This window comes from Pseudomonas monteilii (genome assembly GCA_001534745.1).
Classification (GTDB): domain Bacteria; phylum Pseudomonadota; class Gammaproteobacteria; order Pseudomonadales; family Pseudomonadaceae; genus Aquipseudomonas; species Aquipseudomonas alabamensis.
The window spans coordinates 3,771,913-3,793,411 of sequence record CP013997.1 but is presented as its reverse complement, the minus strand read 5'-3'; the positions used below and the strand labels follow the sequence as shown (position 1 = coordinate 3,793,411).

The 21,499-nt window shown below is 66.0% G+C and carries 18 protein-coding genes; 5 read left to right on the top strand and 13 right to left on the bottom strand.

Annotated features, from left to right (window positions below):
* The first annotated feature begins 17 nt into the window (after positions 1 to 17).
* Complete coding sequence (locus APT63_16155) at positions 18 to 1,280, top strand: MFS transporter (protein AMA47922.1); 1,263 nt, start codon at positions 18 to 20, stop codon at positions 1,278 to 1,280.
* A 49-nt stretch (positions 1,281 to 1,329) separates the two neighbouring features.
* The gene (locus tag APT63_16150) at positions 1,330 to 1,647 is read left to right on the top strand and encodes a GIY-YIG nuclease (protein AMA47027.1); all 318 of its coding nucleotides are present in this window, start codon (positions 1,330 to 1,332) and stop codon (positions 1,645 to 1,647) included.
* A 293-nt stretch (positions 1,648 to 1,940) separates the two neighbouring features.
* Here the strand turns inward: APT63_16150 and APT63_16145 are convergent, their stop codons facing one another.
* Complete coding sequence (locus tag APT63_16145; protein ID AMA47026.1) at positions 1,941 to 2,948, bottom strand: nucleoid-associated protein; 1,008 nt, start codon at positions 2,946 to 2,948, stop codon at positions 1,941 to 1,943.
* Between the two features lie 379 nt (positions 2,949 to 3,327).
* On the opposite strand from APT63_16145, the gene APT63_16140 reads away from it, so the two are divergent.
* On the top strand, positions 3,328 to 3,609 hold the full coding sequence (locus APT63_16140; protein AMA47025.1) for a dipicolinate synthase: 282 nt from the start codon (positions 3,328 to 3,330) through the stop codon (positions 3,607 to 3,609).
* Positions 3,610 to 3,661: 52 nt separating this feature from the next.
* Here APT63_16140 and APT63_16135 read toward each other — a convergent pair whose 3' ends face one another.
* The 5 genes from APT63_16135 to APT63_16115 all read right to left on the bottom strand — a co-directional run bounded on the left by APT63_16135 (position 3,662) and on the right by APT63_16115 (position 10,146).
* Entirely contained in the window at positions 3,662 to 4,639 is a 978-nt protein-coding gene (locus APT63_16135; GenBank protein AMA47024.1) for a 23S rRNA methyltransferase, read from the bottom strand.
* Between the two features lie 80 nt (positions 4,640 to 4,719).
* Positions 4,720 to 7,566: a valine--tRNA ligase gene (locus APT63_16130; protein ID AMA47023.1), complete on the bottom strand. Its 2,847-nt coding sequence runs from the start codon at positions 7,564 to 7,566 to the stop codon at positions 4,720 to 4,722.
* 234 nt (positions 7,567 to 7,800) lie between these two features.
* The gene (locus APT63_16125; protein ID AMA47022.1) at positions 7,801 to 8,172 is read right to left on the bottom strand and encodes a DNA polymerase III subunit chi; all 372 of its coding nucleotides are present in this window, start codon (positions 8,170 to 8,172) and stop codon (positions 7,801 to 7,803) included.
* A 5-nt stretch (positions 8,173 to 8,177) separates the two neighbouring features.
* The gene (locus APT63_16120; GenBank protein ID AMA47021.1) at positions 8,178 to 8,606 is read right to left on the bottom strand and encodes a DNA polymerase III subunit chi; all 429 of its coding nucleotides are present in this window, start codon (positions 8,604 to 8,606) and stop codon (positions 8,178 to 8,180) included.
* 46 nt (positions 8,607 to 8,652) lie between these two features.
* Positions 8,653 to 10,146 (bottom strand): aminopeptidase, encoded by a 1,494-nt coding sequence (locus tag APT63_16115; protein AMA47020.1) that lies wholly within the window; start codon positions 10,144 to 10,146, stop codon positions 8,653 to 8,655.
* Positions 10,147 to 10,432: 286 nt separating this feature from the next.
* Between APT63_16115 and APT63_16110 the strand changes: the two genes are divergently transcribed.
* Both APT63_16110 and APT63_16105 read left to right on the top strand, forming a co-directional pair.
* A complete protein-coding gene (locus APT63_16110; protein AMA47019.1) occupies positions 10,433 to 11,545 on the top strand; it encodes an LPS export ABC transporter permease LptF in 1,113 nt (370 codons plus the stop codon).
* Positions 11,542 to 12,603: an LPS export ABC transporter permease LptG gene (locus APT63_16105; GenBank protein ID AMA47018.1), complete on the top strand. Its 1,062-nt coding sequence runs from the start codon at positions 11,542 to 11,544 to the stop codon at positions 12,601 to 12,603. The genes APT63_16110 and APT63_16105 overlap by 4 nt, the downstream gene beginning before the upstream one ends.
* A 450-nt stretch (positions 12,604 to 13,053) precedes the next feature.
* Here APT63_16105 and APT63_16100 read toward each other — a convergent pair whose 3' ends face one another.
* The 7 genes from APT63_16100 to APT63_16070 form a co-directional block, all read right to left on the bottom strand.
* Positions 13,054 to 13,542, bottom strand: coding sequence for a hypothetical protein (locus APT63_16100; GenBank protein ID AMA47017.1), 489 nt, complete (start codon positions 13,540 to 13,542; stop codon positions 13,054 to 13,056).
* Positions 13,543 to 13,629: 87 nt separating this feature from the next.
* Positions 13,630 to 13,842, bottom strand: a complete 213-nt coding sequence (locus APT63_16095; GenBank protein AMA47016.1) for a cold-shock protein — start codon at positions 13,840 to 13,842, stop codon at positions 13,630 to 13,632.
* Between the two features lie 336 nt (positions 13,843 to 14,178).
* The gene (gcvT, locus tag APT63_16090) at positions 14,179 to 15,303 is read right to left on the bottom strand and encodes a glycine cleavage system protein T (protein ID AMA47015.1); all 1,125 of its coding nucleotides are present in this window, start codon (positions 15,301 to 15,303) and stop codon (positions 14,179 to 14,181) included.
* Positions 15,304 to 15,312: 9 nt separating this feature from the next.
* Positions 15,313 to 18,168 carry a glycine dehydrogenase (aminomethyl-transferring) gene (locus APT63_16085; GenBank protein AMA47014.1) on the bottom strand — a complete coding sequence of 952 codons (2,856 nt, stop codon included), beginning with the start codon at positions 18,166 to 18,168 and terminating at the stop codon, positions 15,313 to 15,315.
* A gap of 401 nt (positions 18,169 to 18,569) precedes the next feature.
* Positions 18,570 to 20,078, bottom strand: a complete 1,509-nt coding sequence (locus APT63_16080; GenBank protein AMA47013.1) for a Fis family transcriptional regulator — start codon at positions 20,076 to 20,078, stop codon at positions 18,570 to 18,572.
* Between the two features lie 224 nt (positions 20,079 to 20,302).
* Positions 20,303 to 20,662, bottom strand: coding sequence for an acetyl-CoA carboxylase (locus APT63_16075; protein AMA47012.1), 360 nt, complete (start codon positions 20,660 to 20,662; stop codon positions 20,303 to 20,305).
* A 78-nt stretch (positions 20,663 to 20,740) separates the two neighbouring features.
* Positions 20,741 to 21,175: a hypothetical protein gene (locus tag APT63_16070; GenBank protein AMA47921.1), complete on the bottom strand. Its 435-nt coding sequence runs from the start codon at positions 21,173 to 21,175 to the stop codon at positions 20,741 to 20,743.
* Between the last annotated feature and the right edge of the window lie 324 nt (positions 21,176 to 21,499).

Here is a 21,499-nt window from a genome sequence, read left to right as displayed (position 1 = left end):
CGTGAGCCTCGATGACCATGAAAGACCCGAACCCCACCACGCCGCCCCAGGTCGACACCTTGCTGATCGACGCCGAAGACGATCAAGCCCAGGCTGCGCCTGTGCCCGCCATGAGGCCCTGGCTTCTGCTGCTGGGCCTGGTGCTGGTGGCCCTGAACCTGCGCCCGGCGTTGTCGAGCCTGGCGCCCATGCTCGGTCAGGTGTCCGACAGCCTGGGGCTCAATGCGTCCCAGGCCGGGCTGCTGACGACCTTGCCGGTCCTGTGCCTGGGGCTGTTCGCGCCTTTGGCGCCGGTGCTGGCCCGCCGGTTCGGTGCCGAGCGCGTGGTGCTGGGCATCTTGCTGGTGCTGGCAGGTGGCATCCTGCTGCGCAGCAGCCTGGGGGTGGCCGGCGTGTTCGTCGGCAGCCTGCTGGCCGGTGCTAGCATCGGTGTCATCGGCGTGTTGTTGCCTGGCATCGTCAAGCGCGATTTCCCCCAGCAGGCGGGCACCATGACCGGCGTCTACACCATGGCCTTGTGCCTGGGTGCGGCGCTGGCAGCCGGTGCCACGGTGCCCATCAGCCAGCATTTCGGCGACAGTTGGGAAATCGGCCTGGGCTGCTGGGCCATTCCGGCGTTGCTGGCGATGCTGATATGGGCACCCCAGGCGCGTCAGGGCCATGGCACGCACCGCGCGGTGTATCGCGTGCGCGGCCTGTGGCGCGATCCTCTGGCCTGGCAGGTGACGCTGTACATGGGCATGCAGTCGTCGCTGGCCTACATCGTCTTCGGTTGGTTGCCCTCGATCCTCATCGGGCGTGGCCTGACGCCGACCGAGGCCGGGCTGGTGCTGTCCGGGTCGGTGGTGACGCAGCTGGTCAGTTCCCTGGGCCTGCCATGGCTCGCCTCGCGCAGCAAGGACCAGCGGTTGATCATCGTGCTGGCGATGTCGACCACCTTGCTCGGGTTGTTCGGCTGCCTGTATGCGCCGCTCTCAGGGCTGTGGGGCTGGGCCATTCTGCTGGGGCTGGGGCAGGGCGGGACCTTCGCCCTGGCCCTGACCTTGATCGTGCTGCGCTCCAAAGACGCGCACGTGGCGGCCAACCTGTCGAGCATGGCACAGGGCGTGGGCTATACGCTGGCATCCATAGGGCCGTTCGCGGTCGGTGTCCTGCATGACCTGACCGGTGGCTGGAGCGTGCTGGGCTGGGTGTTCGCTGCGCTGGGGCTCGGTGCTGTGCTGTTCGGCCTGAAGGCGGGGCGGGCGTTGCATGTGCAGGTCACCAGCGAGCGGGTGTAAGGCAATGCCGCAGGTAAGTGCGAAAGCCCGTCACGTGGCCACGTCAGCGATGGATGCCGGTCTGATCGACCCGGCCGCCCAGACGATCGCGGTGAGCAAGCCGTGGTACGTCTATCTGGTAAGGGCGGCCAATGGCTCGCTCTACTGCGGCATCAGCGACGATCCGCAGCGGCGCTTCCTGGCCCATTGCAAGGGGCAGGGGGCACGCTACTTCAAGACCAGCCCGGCCCAGGCGCTGGTGTATGTCGAACGCTGGCCGGACAAGTCCGAAGCCTTGCGCCAGGAGCGGCTGGTGAAGAAGCTGCGCAAGTCGGCCAAGGAAGCGCTGGTGCGTTCGTATACGGGTGAAATCGAGCAGGCTGGCTGAACGGCCATCGTGCTGCGCGTGAAAGGGCGTCCTGCCCGCGATAGCCTCCGGTCCGTCACCGCCTGCATCGCGGGCAAGCCCGCTCCCACATAAGAATTGCGCCAGCCTGGTAAATCGGCTTTGCGATCACCTAATCCATCAAGCTAATACGTGCCTGGGTCAGGGACCTGTGGGAGCGGGCTTGCCCGCGATGGCGTCCGGCCCGTCACCGGTTGCAGGCAAGCTCGCCCCCCATAGGCCAGGACGCTGTGCGCCACCCAGGCCTGCATCCACCCAGGTCACACCTGCCGGTATCAGTCCTTGCGCCGCTTCAGCTGGTCGACCAACTGAGTCGGCAGGCCTTTGATCACCAGGGTTCCGGCCTCTTCGTCGTATTCGATCTTCGAGCCCAGCAGGTGCGACTCGAAGCTGATCGACAGTCCTTCGGCGCGTCCGGTGAAGCGCTTGAACTGGTTCAGCGTGCGCTTGTCCGCCGGGATCTCCGGCGAGAGCCCGTAGTCTTGATTGCGAATATGTTCGAAGAACGCCTTCGGCCGGTCCTCGTCGATCAGGCTGGACAGCTCTTCCAGGGTCACCGGCTCGCCCCGCTTGGTCTGGCTGGTCGCGTAGTCCACCAGGGTCTGGGTCTTCTCCCGCGCGGCCTCCTCGGGCAGGTCTTCCTGCTCGACGAAGTCGCTGAAGGCCTTGAGCAGGGTGCGGGTTTCACCAGGGCCGTCGACGCCTTCCTGGCAGCCGATGAAGTCGCGGAAGTACTCCGAGACCTTCTTGCCGTTACGCCCCTTGATGAAGGAGATGTACTGCTTGGACTGAGGATTGTTCTGCCACTCGGACAGGTTGATGCGCGCCGCCAGGTGCAGTTGCCCCAGGTCCAGGTGACGGGAAGGCGTCACGTCGAGCGTGTCGCTGACCGCCACCCCGTCGCTGTGGTGCAGCAACGCGATGGCCAGATACTCGGTCATGCCCTGCTGGTAGTGGGCGAACAGTACATGGCCGCCGGTGGAGAGGTTGGATTCCTCCATGAGCGCCTGCAGGTGTTCGACCGCCTGTTTGCTGAAGGCGGTGAAGTCCTGCTGCCCCTCTAGGTACTGTTTCAGCCAGCCGCTGAAGGGGTAGGCGCCGGACTCGCCGTGGAACAGCCCCCACGCCTTGCCTTGCTTGGCGTTGTAGCTGTCGTTCAGGTCGGCCAGCAGGTGTTCGATGGCGTCGGACCCGGTCAGCTCCGAATCGCGTGCATGCAGCACGGCCGGACTGCCGTCGGGCTTCTTGTCGATCAGGTGGACGATGCAGTGACGAATGGGCATGGAAATCTCGACTGGGTTGAGCGCGGCAAAGGGCCCAGTTTACCGCACCCCGCGCCGCTCTCGGCAGGACGATGGTCGGTCGCTGGGCAGTTGTTCGTTTTTTGTACGAATTGCGCATTTTTTGCCCGCAAACCCCCGAAAAACCTGCACAAAAGCGCTGCGTCTGCGGATATTTGTCCGCTGCTGTGGTAGCTTTGGCCGGTCGTGCGTCCTTCGGGTAGCGCATTGCTGGCAGCGTGCTCGCATGAGGTCGAACCAAACGCGGGTTTGCGTATCTACATACGCGAACGACGCGGTACGCCGGGGCCTGAGGGGCCTGGCTCGATGACCCATGTAGAACGTTGCATAACCTCTGAATTGATAGGGAAGGAACACCACCATGGCATTGACCAAAGACCAACTGATTGCCGACATCGCCGAAGCGATCGATGCGCCGAAGAACACCGCGCGCAACGCTCTGGAGCAACTGGGCCAGATCGTCGCTGATCAGCTGGAAAACGGCGCCGAGATCACCCTGCCTGGCATCGGCAAGCTGAAAGTTTCCGAGCGTCCTGCCCGTACCGGCCGCAACCCTTCGACTGGCGCTGCCATCGAAATCGCTGCCAAGAAAGTCGTCAAGTTCGTGCCGGCCAAAGGCCTGACCGACGCCGTCAACAAGTAATTGTCGACGCGTGACTGAAAGCCGCGCCCGGGGTGACCCCGGCGCGGCTTTTTCATGCCTGGGATTTGCCGGAGCGGCGCGCCTGCCAGGCACGGCGTCCAGCCTCGTCGTAAAAGCTCCAGGCGACCACGCGACTCTGCTTCTGCCCCTGGCCCATCTCGATCACCCGCCGTGCCACCGCGCCGGCCTTGTTCAGCGCCGCCTCGATGCCGGGCAGGTTGCTGGCCTTGGACACCAGGCTGGAGAACCACAGCACCTGCTGGCCCACGGACACGCTTTCGCCGATCAGCTGGGTGACGAAGCGGATCTCGCCCCCCTCGCACCACAGCTCGTTGTTCTGTCCGCCGAAATTCAGGACGGGCAGGGTACGCTTGGGGTCCTGCTTGCCAAGGTTCTTCCACTTGCGCTGACTGCCCCGTGTCGCTTCTTCCCGTGACGCGTGGAACGGTGGATTGCACAGGGTCAGGTCCAGGCGCTCCTCGGGCTTGAGCAGCCCCTGCAGGATGTGACGGCGCTCGGCTTGCTGGCGCAACTCGATGAACTTGCCCAGCCCGTTGGCCTGGACGATGGTCGCGGCGGCGGCCAGTGCGACCGGATCGATGTCCGAGCCGATGAAGCGCCAGCGGTAGTCGGCGTTGCCGAGCAACGGATAGATGCAGTTGGCACCGACCCCGACGTCCAGGGCACGCACTTGTGCGCCGCGTGGAATGTCACCGCCGTTGTCCTCGGCGAGCAGGTCGGCCAGCACGTGTACGTAGTCGGCGCGACCGGGAATCGGCGGGCAGAGGTAGTCCGCCGGAATGTCCCAGTGCTGGATGCCGTAGTGCGCCTTGAGCAGCGCACGGTTGAAGACCCGCACCGCCTCGGGGTTGGCGAAGTCGATGCTCGGGTTGCCGTACGGATTGACCAGGGTGAAGCGGGCCAGGTCCGGGTGCACCTCGATGAGGCTGGGAAAGTCGTATCGCCCGGTGTGGCGGTTGCGCGGGTGGAGGGTCGGTTTCTGGGTCAAGGGAGGGTCCTGAAGAAGCATGGCTTGCCGGAGGCGGAGCGGATACGACGAAGGGGCTGCCAGGCAGCCCCTCCAGTCAGATCGTGTTGCGTGTCGTCACCTTACAACGCAGCGATCCGGGCGTGCTGTTCGGTGAAGTTCGCCAGCGCCTGCTCGGCTTCCGCCAGCTTGGCGCGCTCCTTGTCGATCACCGTCGGCGGCGCCTTGTCGACGAAGGCGGCGTTGGACAGCTTGCCGCCGACGCGCTGGACTTCGCCTTGCAGACGCTGGATCTCCTTGTTCAGGCGAGCCAGTTCGGCATCCTTGTCGATCAGCCCGGCCATCGGCACCAGCACCTGCAGGTCGCCGACCAGGGCCGTGGCCGACAGCGGCGCTTCGTCCTGCTCGCCCAGCACCGTGAAGGATTCGACCTTGGCCAGCTTCTTCAGCAGCGCCTCGTTCTCCTGCAGGCGGCGCTGGTCGTCGGCACTGGCGTTCTTCAGGAACAGCGGCAGTGGCTTGCCCGGGCCGATGTTCATCTCGGCGCGGATGTTGCGCAGGCCGACCATCAGTTCCTTGAGCCACTCGATGTCGCCTTCGGCGGCGCTGTCGATACGGCTCTCGTTGGCCACCGGCCACGGTTGCAGCATCAGTGTCTTGCCCTGCACACCGGCCAGCGGCGCGATGCGCTGCCAGATCTCTTCGGTGATGAACGGCATGAACGGGTGCGCCAGGCGCAGCGCCACTTCCAGGACCCGCACCAGGGTGCGACGGGTGCCGCGGGCGCGCTCGACCGGGGCGTTCTCGTCCCACAACACAGGCTTGGACAGCTCCAGGTACCAGTCGCAGTACTGGTTCCAGATGAACTCGTAGAGCGCCTGGCTGGCCAGGTCGAAGCGGAACTGCTCGAGCTGGCGCGTGACTTCGGCTTCGGTGCGCTGCAGCTGCGAGATGATCCAGCGGTCGGCCAGGGACAGCTCGACCGGCTCGCCGTTCTGGCCGCAGTCCTCGCCCTTGTCCAGCACGTAGCGGGCGGCGTTCCAGATCTTGTTGCAGAAGTTGCGGTAGCCCTCGACGCGGCCCATGTCGAACTTGATGTCACGCCCGGTCGAGGCCAGCGAGCAGAAGGTGAAGCGCAGGGCGTCGGTGCCGTAGCTGGCGATGCCCTCGGGGAACTCGGCCTTGGTCTGCTTGGCGATCTTGTCGGCCAGCTTGGGCTGCATCAGGCCGCTGGTGCGCTTCTCGAGCAGGGCGTCGAGGGTGATGCCGTCGACGATGTCCAGCGGGTCCAGGACGTTGCCCTTGGACTTGGACATCTTCTGGCCCTGGCCATCGCGCACCAGGCCGTGGACGTACACGGTCTTGAACGGCACCTGCGGCGTGCCATCCTCGTTCTTCACCAGGTGCAGGGTCAGCATGATCATGCGCGCGACCCAGAAGAAGATGATGTCGAAGCCGGTCACCAGCACGTCGGTGGAGTGGAATTTCTTCAGGAACTCGGTCTGCTCGGGCCAGCCGAGCGTCGAGAAGGTCCACAGCCCGGAGCTGAACCAGGTGTCGAGCACGTCGTCGTCCTGGCGCAGCGCGACGTCGTCGCCCAGGCCGTGGCGCGCGCGGACCTCCTGCTCGCTGCGGCCGACGTAGACCTGGCCGGCCTCGTCGTACCAGGCCGGGATGCGATGGCCCCACCACAGCTGGCGGCTGATGCACCAGTCCTGGATGTCACGCATCCAGGAGAAGTACATGTTCTCGTACTGCTTGGGCACGAACTGAATGCGCCCGTCCTCGACGGCAGCGATGGCCGGTTCGGCCAGCGGCTTGGTCGACACGTACCACTGGTCGGTCAGCCACGGCTCGATGACGGTGCCGGAACGGTCGCCCTTGGGCACCTTCAGCGCGTGGTCGTCGATGCCGACCAGCAGGCCGGCGGCGTCCAGGTCGGCGACGATCTGCTTGCGCGCGGCGAAGCGGTCCAGGCCGGCGTACTGGGCGGGCAGGGTGGTGTCGAACGCCTCGTTGAGCGAGCCGTCGAGGTTGAACGCCTGGGCACTGGCCAGCACCGTGGCGTTCTTGTCGAAGATGTTCAGCAACGGCAGGGCATGGCGTTTGCCGACTTCGTAGTCGTTGAAGTCGTGGGCCGGGGTGATCTTGACGCAGCCGGTCCCGAATTCAGGGTCGCAGTAGTCGTCGGCGATGATCGGGATGCGGCGACCGACCAGCGGCAGCTCGACGAACTGGCCGATCAGGGCCTGGTAGCGCTCGTCGTTGGGGTTGACCGCGACGGCGGCGTCGCCCAGCAGGGTTTCCGGACGCGTGGTGGCGACCACCAGATGGTCCTTGCCTTCGGCCGTGGTGGCACCGTCGGCCAACGGGTAGCGCAGGTTCCACAGGTGGCCTTTCTCGTCGTGGTTTTCCACTTCGAGGTCGGAGATGGCGGTGTGCAGCTTGGTGTCCCAGTTGACCAGGCGCTTGCCGCGGTAGATCAGGCCGTCCTCGTGCAGGCGCACGAAGGCTTCCTTGACCGCTTCGGACAGGCCGTCGTCCATGGTGAAGCGCTCACGGCTCCAGTCGACGGACGAGCCCAGGCGACGGATCTGACGGCTGATGTTGCCACCGGACTGGCCCTTCCATTCCCAGACCTTCTCCAGGAACTGCTCGCGCCCCAGGTCATGGCGATTCTGGCCCTTGGCCTCGAGCTGGCGCTCGACCAGCATCTGGGTCGCGATACCGGCATGGTCGGTGCCGGGCTGCCACAGCGTGTCACGGCCTTGCATGCGGCGGAAACGGATCAGGGCGTCCATGATCGCGTTGTTGAAGCCGTGGCCCATGTGCAGGCTGCCGGTCACGTTCGGCGGCGGGATCATGATGGTGTAGGGCTCGCCCGCACCTTGTGGGGCGAAGTAGTTTTCCGACTCCCAAGTGTTGTACCAGGAAGTTTCGATGGCGTGCGGCTGGTAGGTCTTATCCATGCGCGGCGGGACCCTATGGCATTTGTCCGGGAAAAGCCGGGCAGTATAGCGGAGGGGGGTGGGGCAGGCCACAGGCGGTGGGCACGGAGGTGTGAGCTATAAGCTGTGAGCTGCAAGCTGCAAGCTGACGGTGGTGCGGTGCGTCAGGTGTTGACTGGGCGTGGGGGCGGCGCTGATGCTCTGGCTTGCGGCTTGCGGCTTGCGGCTTGCGGCTTGCGGCTTGCGGCTTGCGGCTCACTCCGACCGCTTGAGCAGGCGCTCCAGGCGCGCATCGAGGCGGCGCTTGATTTCGGTTTCGATGTGCGGGGTGAAGTCGTTGATCACGTCCTGCATGATCTGCTGGGCGGCGGCGCGCAGGTCGGCGTCCAGGTGCAGCAGGGTGTCCTGGCGACGGGCCTGGGCCGTGTCGGCAGGCGGCGTGGCACCGACCGGGACGAGGTCGGTGACGACAGGTTCGACGGTCACGGCAAGGGGCGCAGGCGTGACCTGCTCGACGGTCTCGGTCAGCAGGGGCGGCTGGAGGTCATGCTCGCCGAGCAACTGGCGAATCGATTCCAGGTCGTCCAGCAGGTGCGTGGAGCGGGGCAGGTGCGCAGGCTTGTCCATCGGCGTCAGAGTCGTTGTAGGCGGTGGTTGTGCAGAGCATAGCCCTGTTCACGGTAGAAACGGAACCGTTCTCGCGCCGCCTGGCGACTGCCCGGCTCCTCGACGACGATCTCGGCGATGCGCTCGAACTGGCCGACGAAGGCCGGCACCTCGGCGCCCAGGTTGATCAGCAGGCCACCGCGCGCTCCGACGTCGGCACCGATGCCCAGCACCACCGGCCCCTCGGCGTTTTCCTCGACCCGGTCATGGGGCACGAAGGCCTCGCCCTTGAACTGCCAGAGCTGCTGGTCGAGCGCGTCACGCTGCTCGGCATCCTGGCAGTGCAGGTACACCGGGTGGCCGAGCCGCCAGGCCTTTTCGCAGAGCTTGCAGGCGAATTCCAGCCGCGCCGGCAGGGCGTGGGTGGGCAGGATGTAGAAGTCGACTTGGCTCATGGGAACACGGCGGGCCGACACCGTGTGAGGGTGTCGGCCTTCGGCCTCAGGCCTCGATGCGGTCGAGCAGGTACTGGGTCAGCAGGGGCACGGGACGGCCGCTGGCGCCCTTGTCCTTGCCGCCGCTGATCCAGGCGGTCCCGGCGATGTCCAGGTGCGCCCAGGCGTAGGTCTTGGCGAAGCGCGACAGGAAGCAGCCCGCCGTGATGGAGCCGGCCTTGGGGCCGCCGATGTTGGCGATGTCGGCGAACGGACTGTCCAGCTGTTCCTGGTACTCGTCGAACAGCGGCAGCTGCCAGGCACGGTCGTCGGCGCGCTTGCCGGCGGACAGCAACTGCTCCACCAGCGCGTCGTCGTTGCCCATCAGGCCCGACACATGGCTGCCCAGGGCCACGATGCAGGCGCCGGTCAGGGTGGCGATGTCGATCACCGCGCGGGGCTTGAAGCGCTCGGCGTAGGTCAGGGTATCGCACAGCACCAGGCGGCCTTCGGCGTCGGTGTTGAGGATCTCGACGGTCTGCCCGCTCATGGTGGTGACGATGTCGCCAGGGCGCGTGGCGCCACCGCTGGGCATGTTCTCGGCGCAGGCCAGCAGGCACACCAGGTTGATCGGCAGCTCCAGCTCCAGGACCGCGCGCAGGGTACCGAAGACGCTGGCGGCGCCGCCCATGTCGTACTTCATCTCGTCCATGCCGGCGCCGGGCTTGAGGCTGATGCCGCCGGTGTCGAAGGTGATGCCCTTGCCCACCAGCACGAAGGGCTGTTCGGACTTCTTCGCGCCCTGGTAGTTGAGCACGATCAGCCGGGGTGGCTGGTCGCTGCCCTGGCCGACGGCGTAGAAGGCGCCCATGCCCAGGTCCTTGATCTTCTTCTCGTCGAGGACGTCGACCTTGAGCTTCTTGTGGGCCTTGCCCAGGTCCTTGGCCTGTTCGGCGAGGAAGCTGGGGTGGCAGATGTTCGGCGGCAGGTTGCCCAGGTCGCGGGTGTAGGCCATGCCACCGGCAATGGCGCGGGCATGGCGCACGGCGCGCTCGGCCTCGTCCACGGCCACGTCGTCGACCAGCAGGGCGAGCTTCTTCAGGGCACGCGGCTCGGCCTTGGTGAGCTTGAAACGGTCGAACACGTATTCGCTGTCGAGCAGCGTCTCGGCCAGCAGGCGGTATTTGCCATAGTGGCCTTCGCGGCCCTCGACACGCAGGTCGTCGAAGGCCAGGGTCGCGTCGCTGCCGGCCAGGTTCTTCAAGGCGCCGGCGACGGCCGTGACCAGCTTGCGCCAGGCGCGATCGCCGAGCGCGTCTTCCTTGCCATGCCCGACCAGCAGCACGCGCTCGGCCTTGACCCCGGACAGGCCTTGCAGCAGCAGGGTCTGGCCCGGCTTGCCGGCCAGGTCGCCACGGGCCAGCACGCGGCTGAGTTCGCCGCCGCTGGCCGCGTCGATGGCCTGGGCGCTACGGCCCAGAACCTGGCCTTCGCCGATCGCCAGGACCAGGGTGGCAGTTTTCACCGATGCAGCCGCTGCGCTCTTTACAACCAGTTCCATGTCAGGATCCCCGAATGTTCGATCTGTGGGCGGCCTGTTCGAGCCTGCCCGGCGGAGCTGGCCGCGCGAACGCAGGCCAGTCGAAAAGCTGCCAGTTTGAGCCTGCGGCGGGCGCGCTGACAACCCCGGCATGACAGGTCGCGCGTCGTGCAGTGACAGGCGCGGTCAATCACAGGATAATGCGCGCACTTCACGAGGCGGCCCGCCGCTGGCGAACCGGCCTTGGTAGCCGCTGTCTGTACCCATTGTCCGGCTGTTCGTCCCTGACAACCCAGGAGTGTCTGGTTTGATCGTCTTCCGTTATCTTTCCCGCGAGGTCCTGGTGACCTTGAGCGCCGTCAGCGCCGTGCTGCTGGTGATCATCATGAGCGGGCGCTTCATCAAGTACTTGGCCCAGGCGGCCCAGGGCGCGCTCGATCCTGGCGTGCTGTTCATGATCATGGGCTTCCGTCTGCCCGGCTTCCTGCAGCTGATCCTGCCACTGGGGCTGTTTCTCGGCATCCTGCTGGCCTATGGACGGTTGTACCTGGAAAGCGAGATGACCGTGCTCTCGGCCACCGGCATGAGCCAGCAGCGTCTGCTGGCCCTGACCCTGGCTCCGGCCGCGCTGATCGCCGTGCTGGTGGCCTGGCTGAGCCTGAGCCTGGCGCCGGTCGGCGTGGCGCAGGTGCAGAAGATCATCAGCCAGCAGGACGCGCTGACCGAATTCGACACCCTGGTGCCGGGTCGCTTCCAGACCTTGCGCGACGGCACGCGGGTGACCTACACCGAAGAGCTGTCCGATGACCGTGCCAACCTCGGTGGCGTGTTCATTTCCGAAAAGCGCCTGAACCAGGACAAGACCAAGGAGCGGGGGCCGTCGGTCCTGGTCGCCGAGCGGGGGCACCAGGAGGTGCGCCCTGACGGCAATCGCTACCTGATCCTGGAGAACGGCTACCGCTACGACGGTAATCCGGGCGAGGCCGATTACCGTGCCATCCAGTACGACACCTATGGCGTGCTGCTGCCCAAGCCGGAAGTCAGCGAGGAAGTCACCGAGCGTGAAGCCATTCCGACGATGCAACTGCTTGGCCAGGAGGGGCTGCGCGAGCGGGCCGAGCTGCAATGGCGCCTGTCGTTGCCGATCCTGGTGTTCATCGTGACCCTGATGGCCGTGCCGCTGTCGCGGGTCAATCCACGTCAAGGCCGCTTCCTCAAGCTGCTGCCGGCGATTCTTCTGTACATGGCGTACCTGACGATGTTGATTTCCGTGCGTGGCGCCCTGGAGAAGGGCAAGCTGCCCATCGGCCTGGGCATGTGGTGGGTCCACGGGGTGTTCCTGCTGATCGGCCTGGCGCTGCTGTACTGGGAGCCGCTCAAGCTCAAGCGCGCCGCCCGCCGTGCGGGGGTGGCCCAATGACCAAGCTGGATCGCTACATCGGCACCAGCGTGCTGCTGGCCATCCTGGCGGTGCTGGGCATCATCCTCGGCCTGGCCTCGCTGTTCGCCTTCATCGACGAGATGGGCGACCTGAGCGATACCTACACCTTGTGGGAGGCCGGCTGGTACGTGCTGCTGACCGCGCCGCGTCGGCTGTACGACATGCTGCCGATGGCCGCGCTGATCGGCTGCCTGATCGGCCTGGGCACGCTGGCCAGCAGCAGCGAACTGACCATCATGCGCGCCGCGGGCGTGTCGATCGGGCGGATCGTCTGGGCGGTCATGAAGCCGATGCTGGTACTGATGCTGGCCGGTCTGCTGATCGGCGAGTACGTGGCCCCGGCCACCGAGAACGCTGCCCAGGCCCGTCGCTCGCTGGCCCAGGGCGCGGGCGAGTCGCAAAGCTCCAAGCACGGCATGTGGCATCGCCAGGGCGAAGAGTTCGTGCACATCAACTCGGTCCAGCCCAATGGGTTGCTGCTGGGGGTGACGCGTTATCGCTTCGACGACCAGCGCAAGATCCTCAGCGCCAGCTTCGCGCGCCGTGCCACCTATGCGACCGATCACTGGACGCTCAACGAGGTCAGCACGACTTGGTTCCGGGGCGATCACACCGAAGTGGTCAAGGCCGACGAAGAGCGCTGGGACGTGTCGGTCACGCCTGAGCTGCTCAACACCGTGATCCTGGCGCCCGAGTCGCTGTCCATCACGGGGCTGTGGGACTACATCCACTACCTCAGCGACCAGGGGCTGAACAACGCCCGTTACTGGCTGGCGTTCTGGACCAAGATCCTGCAGCCGGCGGTAACGGCAGCGCTGGTGCTGATGGCGATCTCGTTCATCTTCGGGCCGCTGCGTTCGGTGACGTTGGGGCAGCGGGTGTTCACCGGCGTGCTGGTGGGCTTCGTGTTCCGCATTGCTCAGGACCTGCTCGGCCCGTCGAGCCAGGTGTTCGGCTTCCCGCCCCTGTTGGCCGTGCTGTTGCCGGCCGGCATCTGCGCCCTGGCCGGGGTCTGGTTGTTGCGTCGGGCCGGCTAAGCGGCAGTGCCTGGCAAGCGGTCTCTATGGCCGCTTGCTGGGCCGTGCAGCCCTGCACCCGTGCGGCGCTGCAGGATCTATCGCGGCACAGGGGCCGCTCCTACACCCGTAGCGCTACCGCGGCGATGCTGGCCATCACGGTCCCTGTGGAAGATTCTATGGTTTCTGCCAAGTGCCTTGCAGGCCTAATCGCGGCACAGGGGCCGCTCCTACACCCATAGCCCCACCGCGGCGATGCTGGCCATCGCGGTCCCTGTGGAAGATTCTATGGTTTCTGCCAAGTGCCTTGCAGGCCTAATCGCGGCACAGGGGCCGCTCCTACACCCGTAGCCTCACCGCGGCGATGCAGGCCATCGCGGTCCTGTGGGAGCGGGCTTGCCCGCGATAGGGCCCTCGAAGACAATCCAAGCTCTCGACCTCCAGCAGGCAGATCGACGCTCCCGAGTAGCCTTAGCCCTGACGCTTGGGCAATCGCACCAGCCGGCTGCCTGAACACAGGTCATGCCAGCAGCGCCGCTGTCCGTCACGCAGCGCCCAGGCAACTCCCAGCCCAAGACACCCCCACGAGACGACCGCGACCACGAAGCGCACCGCGGCCTGGCGCAGGCTGAGCGCACCGCCGGCTTCGTCTTGAACCCGCACCCGCCACACCTGCATGCCCAGGGTCTGTCCGCCGCGCATCCAGAACAGGGCGAAAAACCCGAACAGCACCCCCAGCAACACAAGCCTCAGCCATGGATCGCCATCCAGGACGCCGGCCTCGCTCAACGCCCGCAGACGTGCCTCCCCCAGGATGGCCATCCGCGCCAGTGTGTACAGGCCTGCGGTCACCACCAGCAGCGCGATGCACAGCAGGCCGTCATAGGCCATGGCCGCCAGCCGGACACCAAGCCCCGCGGGCGGAAGGTCCCCAGCGGGGCGCGAGAGGGGGCGGGTCATGAACAGGCACTCTGTGGCAAAGCGGGCAGTTTCAAGAAGACGAAAAAAACCCCCGCACAGGGCGAGGGCTCTTTCGACGACGCGCGATTACTCGGCGACTTGTACTTTGTCGGCCTGCATGCCTTTCTGGCCCTGCACGGCTTCGAAGGTGACCTTCTGGCCTTCCTTCAGGCTCTTGAAGCCATTACCTTCGATGGCACGGAAGTGCACGAAGAGGTCTGCACCGGATTCTGGAGTGATGAAGCCGTAACCCTTTTCGTCGTTGAACCACTTGACGGTACCGTTCTGACGCGTAGCCATTGTCTTATTTCCTTTGAAACCTAAATGAGATGACAGTTGCTTTCATACAGGTATGAAAGTGCACTGGGCCGGGTTGCGGAAAGTAGGACGACGAACGGGTTGTAGCAGGTTATGGCTACTGGCCCAGGTCACGAACTGTTGCGACCCACGCAAACACAGTGAGCCGACTCTACGCCAACTTCAGCGACAAATACAAGCCCTCTCAGACACCCTTGCGACACCCCTTGGCCGACCGCCTCACAAGCGCCTGAAAGCCGCGTGGCACCTGGGCCGAAGACCTGCCGCGCAAGCGCACGGCAGGTTCGAAAACGAACAGGCCGTGCTGCCCTGTCGTTGTTACCGACCGCGGTAGTAACGCGTCTGCACGAAGGGCATCGGGCTCGGTATCACCGGTACCTGCTTGCCGCGCACGACGGCGAACAACGGGTGCGTCTCGCTTGCTGCCTGGGTCTCGAGATAGGCCATGGCCACGGGCGCCCCACGCGTCGGGCCGTAGCCGCCGCTGCACACCGTCCCCACGACACGTCCCTGGTCATCGACGATCTCGGCCCCTTCGCGTACCGGCGTGCGTTCCTGGACCAGCAGCCCCGTCCGCTTGCGTGCGAGGCCCTGGGTGAACTGCGCCAGTACAGGGTCGGCGCCCGGGAACCCGCCGGCCCGCGCGCCCTCGGTGCGACGGACCTTGGAAATCGCCCAGCCCAGGCCTGCTTCCAGCGGCGTGGTAGCGACGCTCATGTCGTGCCCGTACAGGCACAGGCCAGCCTCCAGGCGCAGCGAGTCGCGGGCCCCTAGGCCGATCGCCTCGACCTGCGGGTAAGTCAGCAGACGACGGGCCAGGGCTTCGGCAGCCGGGGCGGGCACCGAGATCTCGAAGCCGTCCTCGCCGGTGTAGCCCGAACGGCTGACGATGCAGTTCTCTCCCAGCAGGCGCACTTCGCGCACCTGCATGAACGTCATCGAGGCCACCTCGGGCGCCAGGTCTTCCAGAACTTGCACGGCAGCCGGCCCTTGCAGGGCCAGCAGCGCGCGTTCCTCGAACAGTGCATGGATGTCGCACTGTCCCTCCAGGTGTTGGCGCAGGTGTGCCAGGTCCTGGTCCTTGCAGGCGGCGTTGACCACCAGCAGCAACCGGTCCGGCCCCAGTCGGGCCACCATCAGGTCATCGAGAATGCCGCCGTTCGAGTCGGTGAACAGTGCATAACGTTGCAGGCCCTGGGGCAGGTCGAGGATGTCCACCGGCACCAGGGTCTCCAGGGCCGCGGCGGCCTGCTCGCCGACCAGCAGGATCTGGCCCATGTGCGAAACGTCGAACAGTCCGGCCTGCGCACGGGTGTGCAGGTGCTCCTTGAGCACGCCCAGCGGATACTGCACCGGCATCTCGTAGCCGGCGAAGGGCACCAGGCGCGCGCCCAGCTCGACGTGCAGTGCATGCAGCGGGGTCTTGTGTAATGTGTCGCTCATGCTGACTCCTCAGGCGTCCTGATAGCTTTCGACCGATGGGCAGGCGCACACCAGGTTGCGATCGCCGAAGACGTTGTCGACCCGGCCCACCGGCGGCCAGTACTTGTCCTGCACCAGGCTCGGGACCGGGTACACGGCCTGCTCGCGCCCGTAGCCGTGCGGCCAGTCGCCAACCAGTTCAGCGGCCGTGTGCGGCGCGTTCTTCAAGGGGTTGTCCTCACGGTCCGCGTGGCCGGCCTCGATGGCGCGGATCTCCTCGCGGATGCGGATCATCGCTTCGCAGAAGCGCTCCAGCTCATGCAACGATTCGCTTTCGGTAGGCTCGATCATCAAGGTGCCCGCCACCGGGAACGACATGGTCGGGGCGTGGAAGCCGAAGTCGATCAATCGCTTGGCGACATCGTCCACCGTGATGCCGCTGGTCTCTTTCAGGGGCCGCAGGTCGAGGATGCACTCGTGCGCCACCAGGCCGTTGCTGCCGGCGTACAGCACCGGGTAGTGCGCTTCCAGGCGGCGGGCGATGTAGTTGGCGTTGAGGATGGCGACCTGAGAGGCACGCTTCAGGCCGCTGCCGCCCATCATGCGGATGTACATCCAGGTGATCGGCAGGATGCTGGCGCTGCCGAACGGCGCGGCGCAGACCACGCCGTCGGCATTGCCCAGGCGCGCGTGACCCGGCAGGAACGGCGCCAGGTGCGCCTTGACGCCGATCGGCCCGACACCCGGCCCGCCACCCCCGTGGGGAATGCAGAAGGTCTTGTGCAGGTTGAGGTGGGAGACGTCGCCGCCGAACTGGCCTGGTGCACACAGCCCGACCATCGCGTTCATGTTGGCACCGTCGATGTACACCTGGCCGCCTTGGGCGTGGATGATGGCGCAGATGTCCTTGATCGCTTCCTCGAACACGCCATGGGTGGACGGGTAGGTGATCATCAGCGCGGCCAGGTGGGTGCCATGCTGTTCGGCCTTGGCCCGCAAGTCGGCCAGATCGACGTTGCCCCGTGCGTCGCAGGCGGTCACCACCACGCGCATGCCCGCCATGTGCGCGGTAGCCGGGTTGGTGCCATGGGCCGAAGACGGGATCAGGCACACGTCACGGTGCGCCTCGCCACGGCTGCGGTGGTAGGCACGGATCGCCAGCAAGCCGGCATATTCGCCTTGGGAGCCGGCGTTGGGCTGCAGCGAAACGGCGTCGTAGCCGGTCGCGGCACAGAGCATCGCTTCGAGCTCGTCGGTGAGCTGACGGTACCCCTGGCTCTGCTCGGCAGGCACGAACGGGTGCACGTTGGCAAAGGCCGGCCAGGTGACCGGGATCATCTCGCTGGCGGCATTGAGCTTCATGGTGCAGGAGCCCAGCGGGATCATGCTGCGGTCCAGGGCCAGGTCCTTGTCGGCCAGGCGCCGCAGGTAGCGCATCAGCTCAGTTTCGCTGTGGTGACGATTGAACACCGGGTGCTGCAGGAAGGCCGATTGGCGCAGCAGGTGCGCTGGCAGCGGGGAGGCCGACGCCTCGGCCAGGGCCTCGAAATTCGGACACGCTTGCTGCTCGGCGAACAAGGCCCAGAGCGCCTCGACGTCGGCTGGCGTGGTGGTTTCGTCCAGCGACAGGCCCAGGTGCCGGTCATCGATCACCCGCAGGTTGATCTGCTGCGACCGGGCGCGGTCATGCAACTGCGCCGTGGCGCTGCCCGTGGCCAGGGTCAGGGTGTCGAACCAGGCCTGGGTGACCACGTTCACGCCCAGCTGACGCAGCCCGGCAGCGAGGATACTGGTCAGGGAGTGCGTGCGTCGGGCGATGCGCGTCAGTCCGGCCGGGCCGTGGTACACCGCATACATGCTGGCGATGTTGGCCAGCAGGACTTGCGCCGTGCAGATGTTGCTGGTGGCCTTCTCGCGGCGGATGTGTTGCTCGCGGGTCTGCATGGCCAGGCGCAGTGCCGGTGCGCCGAAGCGGTCGACCGACACGCCGACCAGTCGCCCTGGCATGTCGCGCTTGAACGCATCGCGGGTGGCGAAGTAGGCCGCATGCGGGCCGCCGAACCCCAGGGGTACACCGAAGCGCTGGGCCGTGCCGATGGCCACGTCGGCACCGAATTCACCGGGTGGCGTCAACAAGGTCAGCGCCAGCAGGTCGGCGGCGACCACCACCAGGGTGTTGACCCCATGCAGGCGCTCCACCAAGGCACGGTGATCGACCACGTCACCTTGGCTGGCGGGGTATTGCAGCAGGGCGCCGAAGAACGACGTCTCGGCCGGCCAGGCCTGCTCGTCGCCTACCACGATCTCGATGCCCAGCGGCGCGGCGCGGGTGCGCAGCACATCCACGGTTTGTGGATGGCAATGGCAGGAGACGAAGAACGCCTCGCTGGCCTTGTTCTTCGACAGACGCTTGCAGAAGGTCATGGCCTCGGCCGCCGCCGTGGCTTCGTCGAGCAGCGAGGCGTTGGCGATGGGCAGCCCGGTGAGGTCGCTGATCAGCGTCTGGAAATTGAGCAACGCCTCCAGGCGGCCCTGGGAAATCTCCGGCTGGTAGGGGGTATAGGCGGTGTACCAGGCCGGGTTTTCCAGCAGGTTGCGCAGGATCGGCGCAGGGGTATGGCAGTTGTGGTAACCCTGGCCGATGAAACTCCTGAACAGGTGGTTGCGCTCGGCGATGGCCTTGAGTGCGGCCAGGGCATGGGCCTCGCTTTGCCCATCGCCCGCAGGCAGGACGCTGCTGCCCTTGATGCCTGCAGGAATGACGGCGTCGGTCAGCGCGTCGAGCGAGTCGAAGCCCAGGGTCTGGAGCATGACCTGCTCGTCGTCGTGGTCAGGGCCGATGTGGCGGCTGACGAATTCGTTGGCGGTGCCAAGTGTATGGGACATGGTGCTGTTAGCCTCGACCTGGGGTGATCGTTCGGTGAAGCGCACGGCGTCAGAAAGAAGCCCACGGGTCAGGAGGGCAGTGCGTCGTGCTGCTTGAAGTGCTCGACGTTCTGCGTAGCAATAACGCGGCCAACCTGTAGAGAACCCTCCGTTCATCGAGTCCTGACCCAGCCCCGGCCTGAAAGAAGGGGTGTGTTTCTTCCTTTCTCATGACGCCGAGACGATAGGAGGCCTGGACCAAGCGCCCGCGCACGGGCCCACGTGTATTGACTGTAACGAAATCATTCCAAAGCTGCAGAAGCACGTCCTGGTCGACCCTGGCACCATCTGGATCTAACACTAGAATGCTTGCTTCTATGCGTCTGGAACGCTATCGATACACCGTATCGAAATCGTTCCAGTCAGCCCAGGCCGCGAATACCGTACTTGCGCAGGCGATGGGCGATTGCCGTGTGCGAGGTCTCCAGGCGAGCCGCCAGCAGACGCGTCGAAGGAAAGCTGACGTAGAGTTTTTGCAGCAAGTCGCGCTCGAAGGCTTCCACGGCCTGCTCGAGGCTGATCACGTCGCTGTCCTGTCTGCCGGCCACCGAGGTGCCAGCGATATCGAGGTCATCGATCCCTACCCAGGGGCCTTCACAGATGGCCGCCGCTCGGAAGATCACGTTCTGCAACTGGCGCACGTTGCCTGGCCAGGGATTGGCCGCCAGCGCCGCATGGGTGGCCGTGGCCAGGCGACAGGCCGGGCGCTGGATCTGGGCGCAGGCCTGCTGCATGAACATGTGCGCCAGCAGCAGGATGTCCTGACCGCGCTCGCGCAGGGGCGGCACCTGGAGGTTCAGCACGTTCAGGCGATAGAACAGGTCTTCACGGAAACTGCCCTGGGCCACCATGGCTTCCAGGTCGCGATGGGTCGCGCTGACGATGCGCACGTCCACCTTGATCTCGCGGTCGCCCCCCACCCGGCGAAACGTGCCGTCGCTGAGAAAGCGCAGCAGCTTGGCCTGCAGGTAGGGCGACATCTCGCCGATCTCGTCGAGAAACACCGTGCCGTGGTTGGCCAGCTCCATCAACCCCGGCTTGCCCCCGCGTTGGGCGCCGGTGAAGGCGCCAGGCGCGTAGCCGAACAGCTCGCTCTCGGCCAGGCTTTCCGGCAGCGCCGCGCAGTTGAGTGCCAGGAAAGGCCCGTTGCGGCGACTGCTGGCGGCATGGCAGCCGCGGGCCACCAGCTCTTTGCCAGTGCCCGTTTCGCCTTGCACCAGCAAGGGCGCTTCCAGAACGGCGACCCGCAGGGCGCGCGCCTTGAGGGTGCGGATGGCGGTCGATTCGCCAAGCAAGGCGTCGAAGCCTTCGGCATGGCCATGGTGCAGGGCCGACAGTCGCTCGCCCATACGCTGTGGTGGATACAGCGTCAGCAGCCCGCCGGCATCGGTGATCGGCGTGGCATCGAGCAGCAGGCTCTGGCCGTCGAGCTGCATCTCGCGCATCGGCAGGCGGAAGTTGTTGTCGAGCAGCGCCTGGTGCAAGGCCGGATCGCCGAACAGCTCGCCGATCGAGCGTCCGGCCGATTCACGCCCGCACAGCGCGATGAACGCCGGGTTGGCCAGCAGCACCTGGCCGGCGCGATCGACGGCCAGCACCGGATCGCTCATGGCCGCCAGCAGGGCATCGAGCTGCAGGTGACGGCGCTGCCCTGGCAGGATGTCGACCACCTCCACGGCCTGCACGCCGCTTACCTCGAACAGGGCATCGTGCAACTCTTCGAGGACCGCCGGGCTCAGGGTGGGGGCATCGATGTAGACGTTGGGCGGCACCATCTCCACGGCATCGAGATTGAGGTGGCGCGCGCCGAGCAGTGCCAGGACTTCCTGGGTGATGCCGACGCGGTCGATGAAGCTGACATGGATGCGCATGGAGGGAAAGCCGAGGGGGTAGATGCGCGCAGTATGCCTTGGGTCTGGCGACGATGTGGAGGAATCGGTGGGTTTGGCTGGCCTGGCAGGCAGAGCGGCAGATCCGCCGGACAATCCAGGCTGCCAAAGGGGGTGCAGGTGGTAATTTCGGGGGCCCTGACGGGCGCTGTCGAGGCCGGGTGGCCGCTGCCTGACCGGCCTGTGCCACCTTCCCGGTCTTCGTGCTACACCAGATGCTCCGGCTTGACGGGATCGCCCGAATGCACGTCCAGCTGGGCACGGACGTCCTCGAACATCGCATCGTAGGACGCGTGCGCCGACACGAGGCCGTCATTGCTGGGCAGTCCGTACTGATGTGCGATGCGGGTGGCGTGGCGGGCGAAGTCGAACGCCTGGTCCTTGGCCAGGAAGAACGTCTCGTCCAGCGCCGTGTTCTGGACCGTGCCGTGCAGCCTGAACTGCATGCCCTTGCCCTCCTGCGGATCCTGGGCGACTTCGTAGTCCAGGCTCAGCGCGTAGCTGTGATCGTCCTTGTTCAGGGCATGACGCTCGATGTGCAGGTGACCAGGTACGAAGCGGGCCATGTCGATCTCCTCATGAAGGCGTGAATGTGAACAGGCATCGTTGCCTGACGCGCAGTGCATGCCAGCCCAGGGCACAGGTCAACCCTCTTGCGACTTGCGGTCCTCGGGGGATGCAGGCGGCGGCGTCACGATCACCCGCTCGGGGCGCGACCAGATCCACAGGTTGCCCAACGCCATGCCACCGATGGCCAGAAAGACCGGCCAGCGGTGGTCGAGCCAGACCAGCATCACGACCGCGCAGACGAGCATGCTCACGGTGGCGCTGATCTTGGCCCGGCGCTGGATGACCTTGCCGTTGCGCCAGTTGTGCAGGATCGGCCCGAACACCCGGTGCGTCTCCAGCCAGGCGCTGAGCCTGGGCGAGCTGCGCGTCGCCGCCCAGGCCGCGAGCAGGATGAACTCGGTGGTCGGCAGCCCGGGGATGACGATCGCGATCAGGCCGATGCCCAGGCTGGTGTAGGCCAGGAGCGCGTAGAGCAGGCGGGACAGCTTGGATCGGGCGGGCTGGGTCATGGTCTCGCGCAACGGTGGTTCGACCGCCAGCAGCAGCGGTCGAGTACGGGTCAGGCGCATGCCGTGTGGTTCGCGTAGGCATGCTGGAGCAAAACGGTGAAGCGTTCGAAGGAGCGCAGCGCCCAGTTTGGAGCCTTCCGAGACGAAGATCCAGCCCAGTGGGCTACCCAGGTCGGGCGCGGTCGGTGGAGAAGGGCTGGGTGATGGCAGCGTCTTGAAACCGGCCTGCGTGATGAAATCCTTTAACAAGGACTCAAAAACGCTAACGATCGGGCAGCTTTGTTCTAGAACGTTAACGATGTCGATGTAGGCGGACGCAAACCT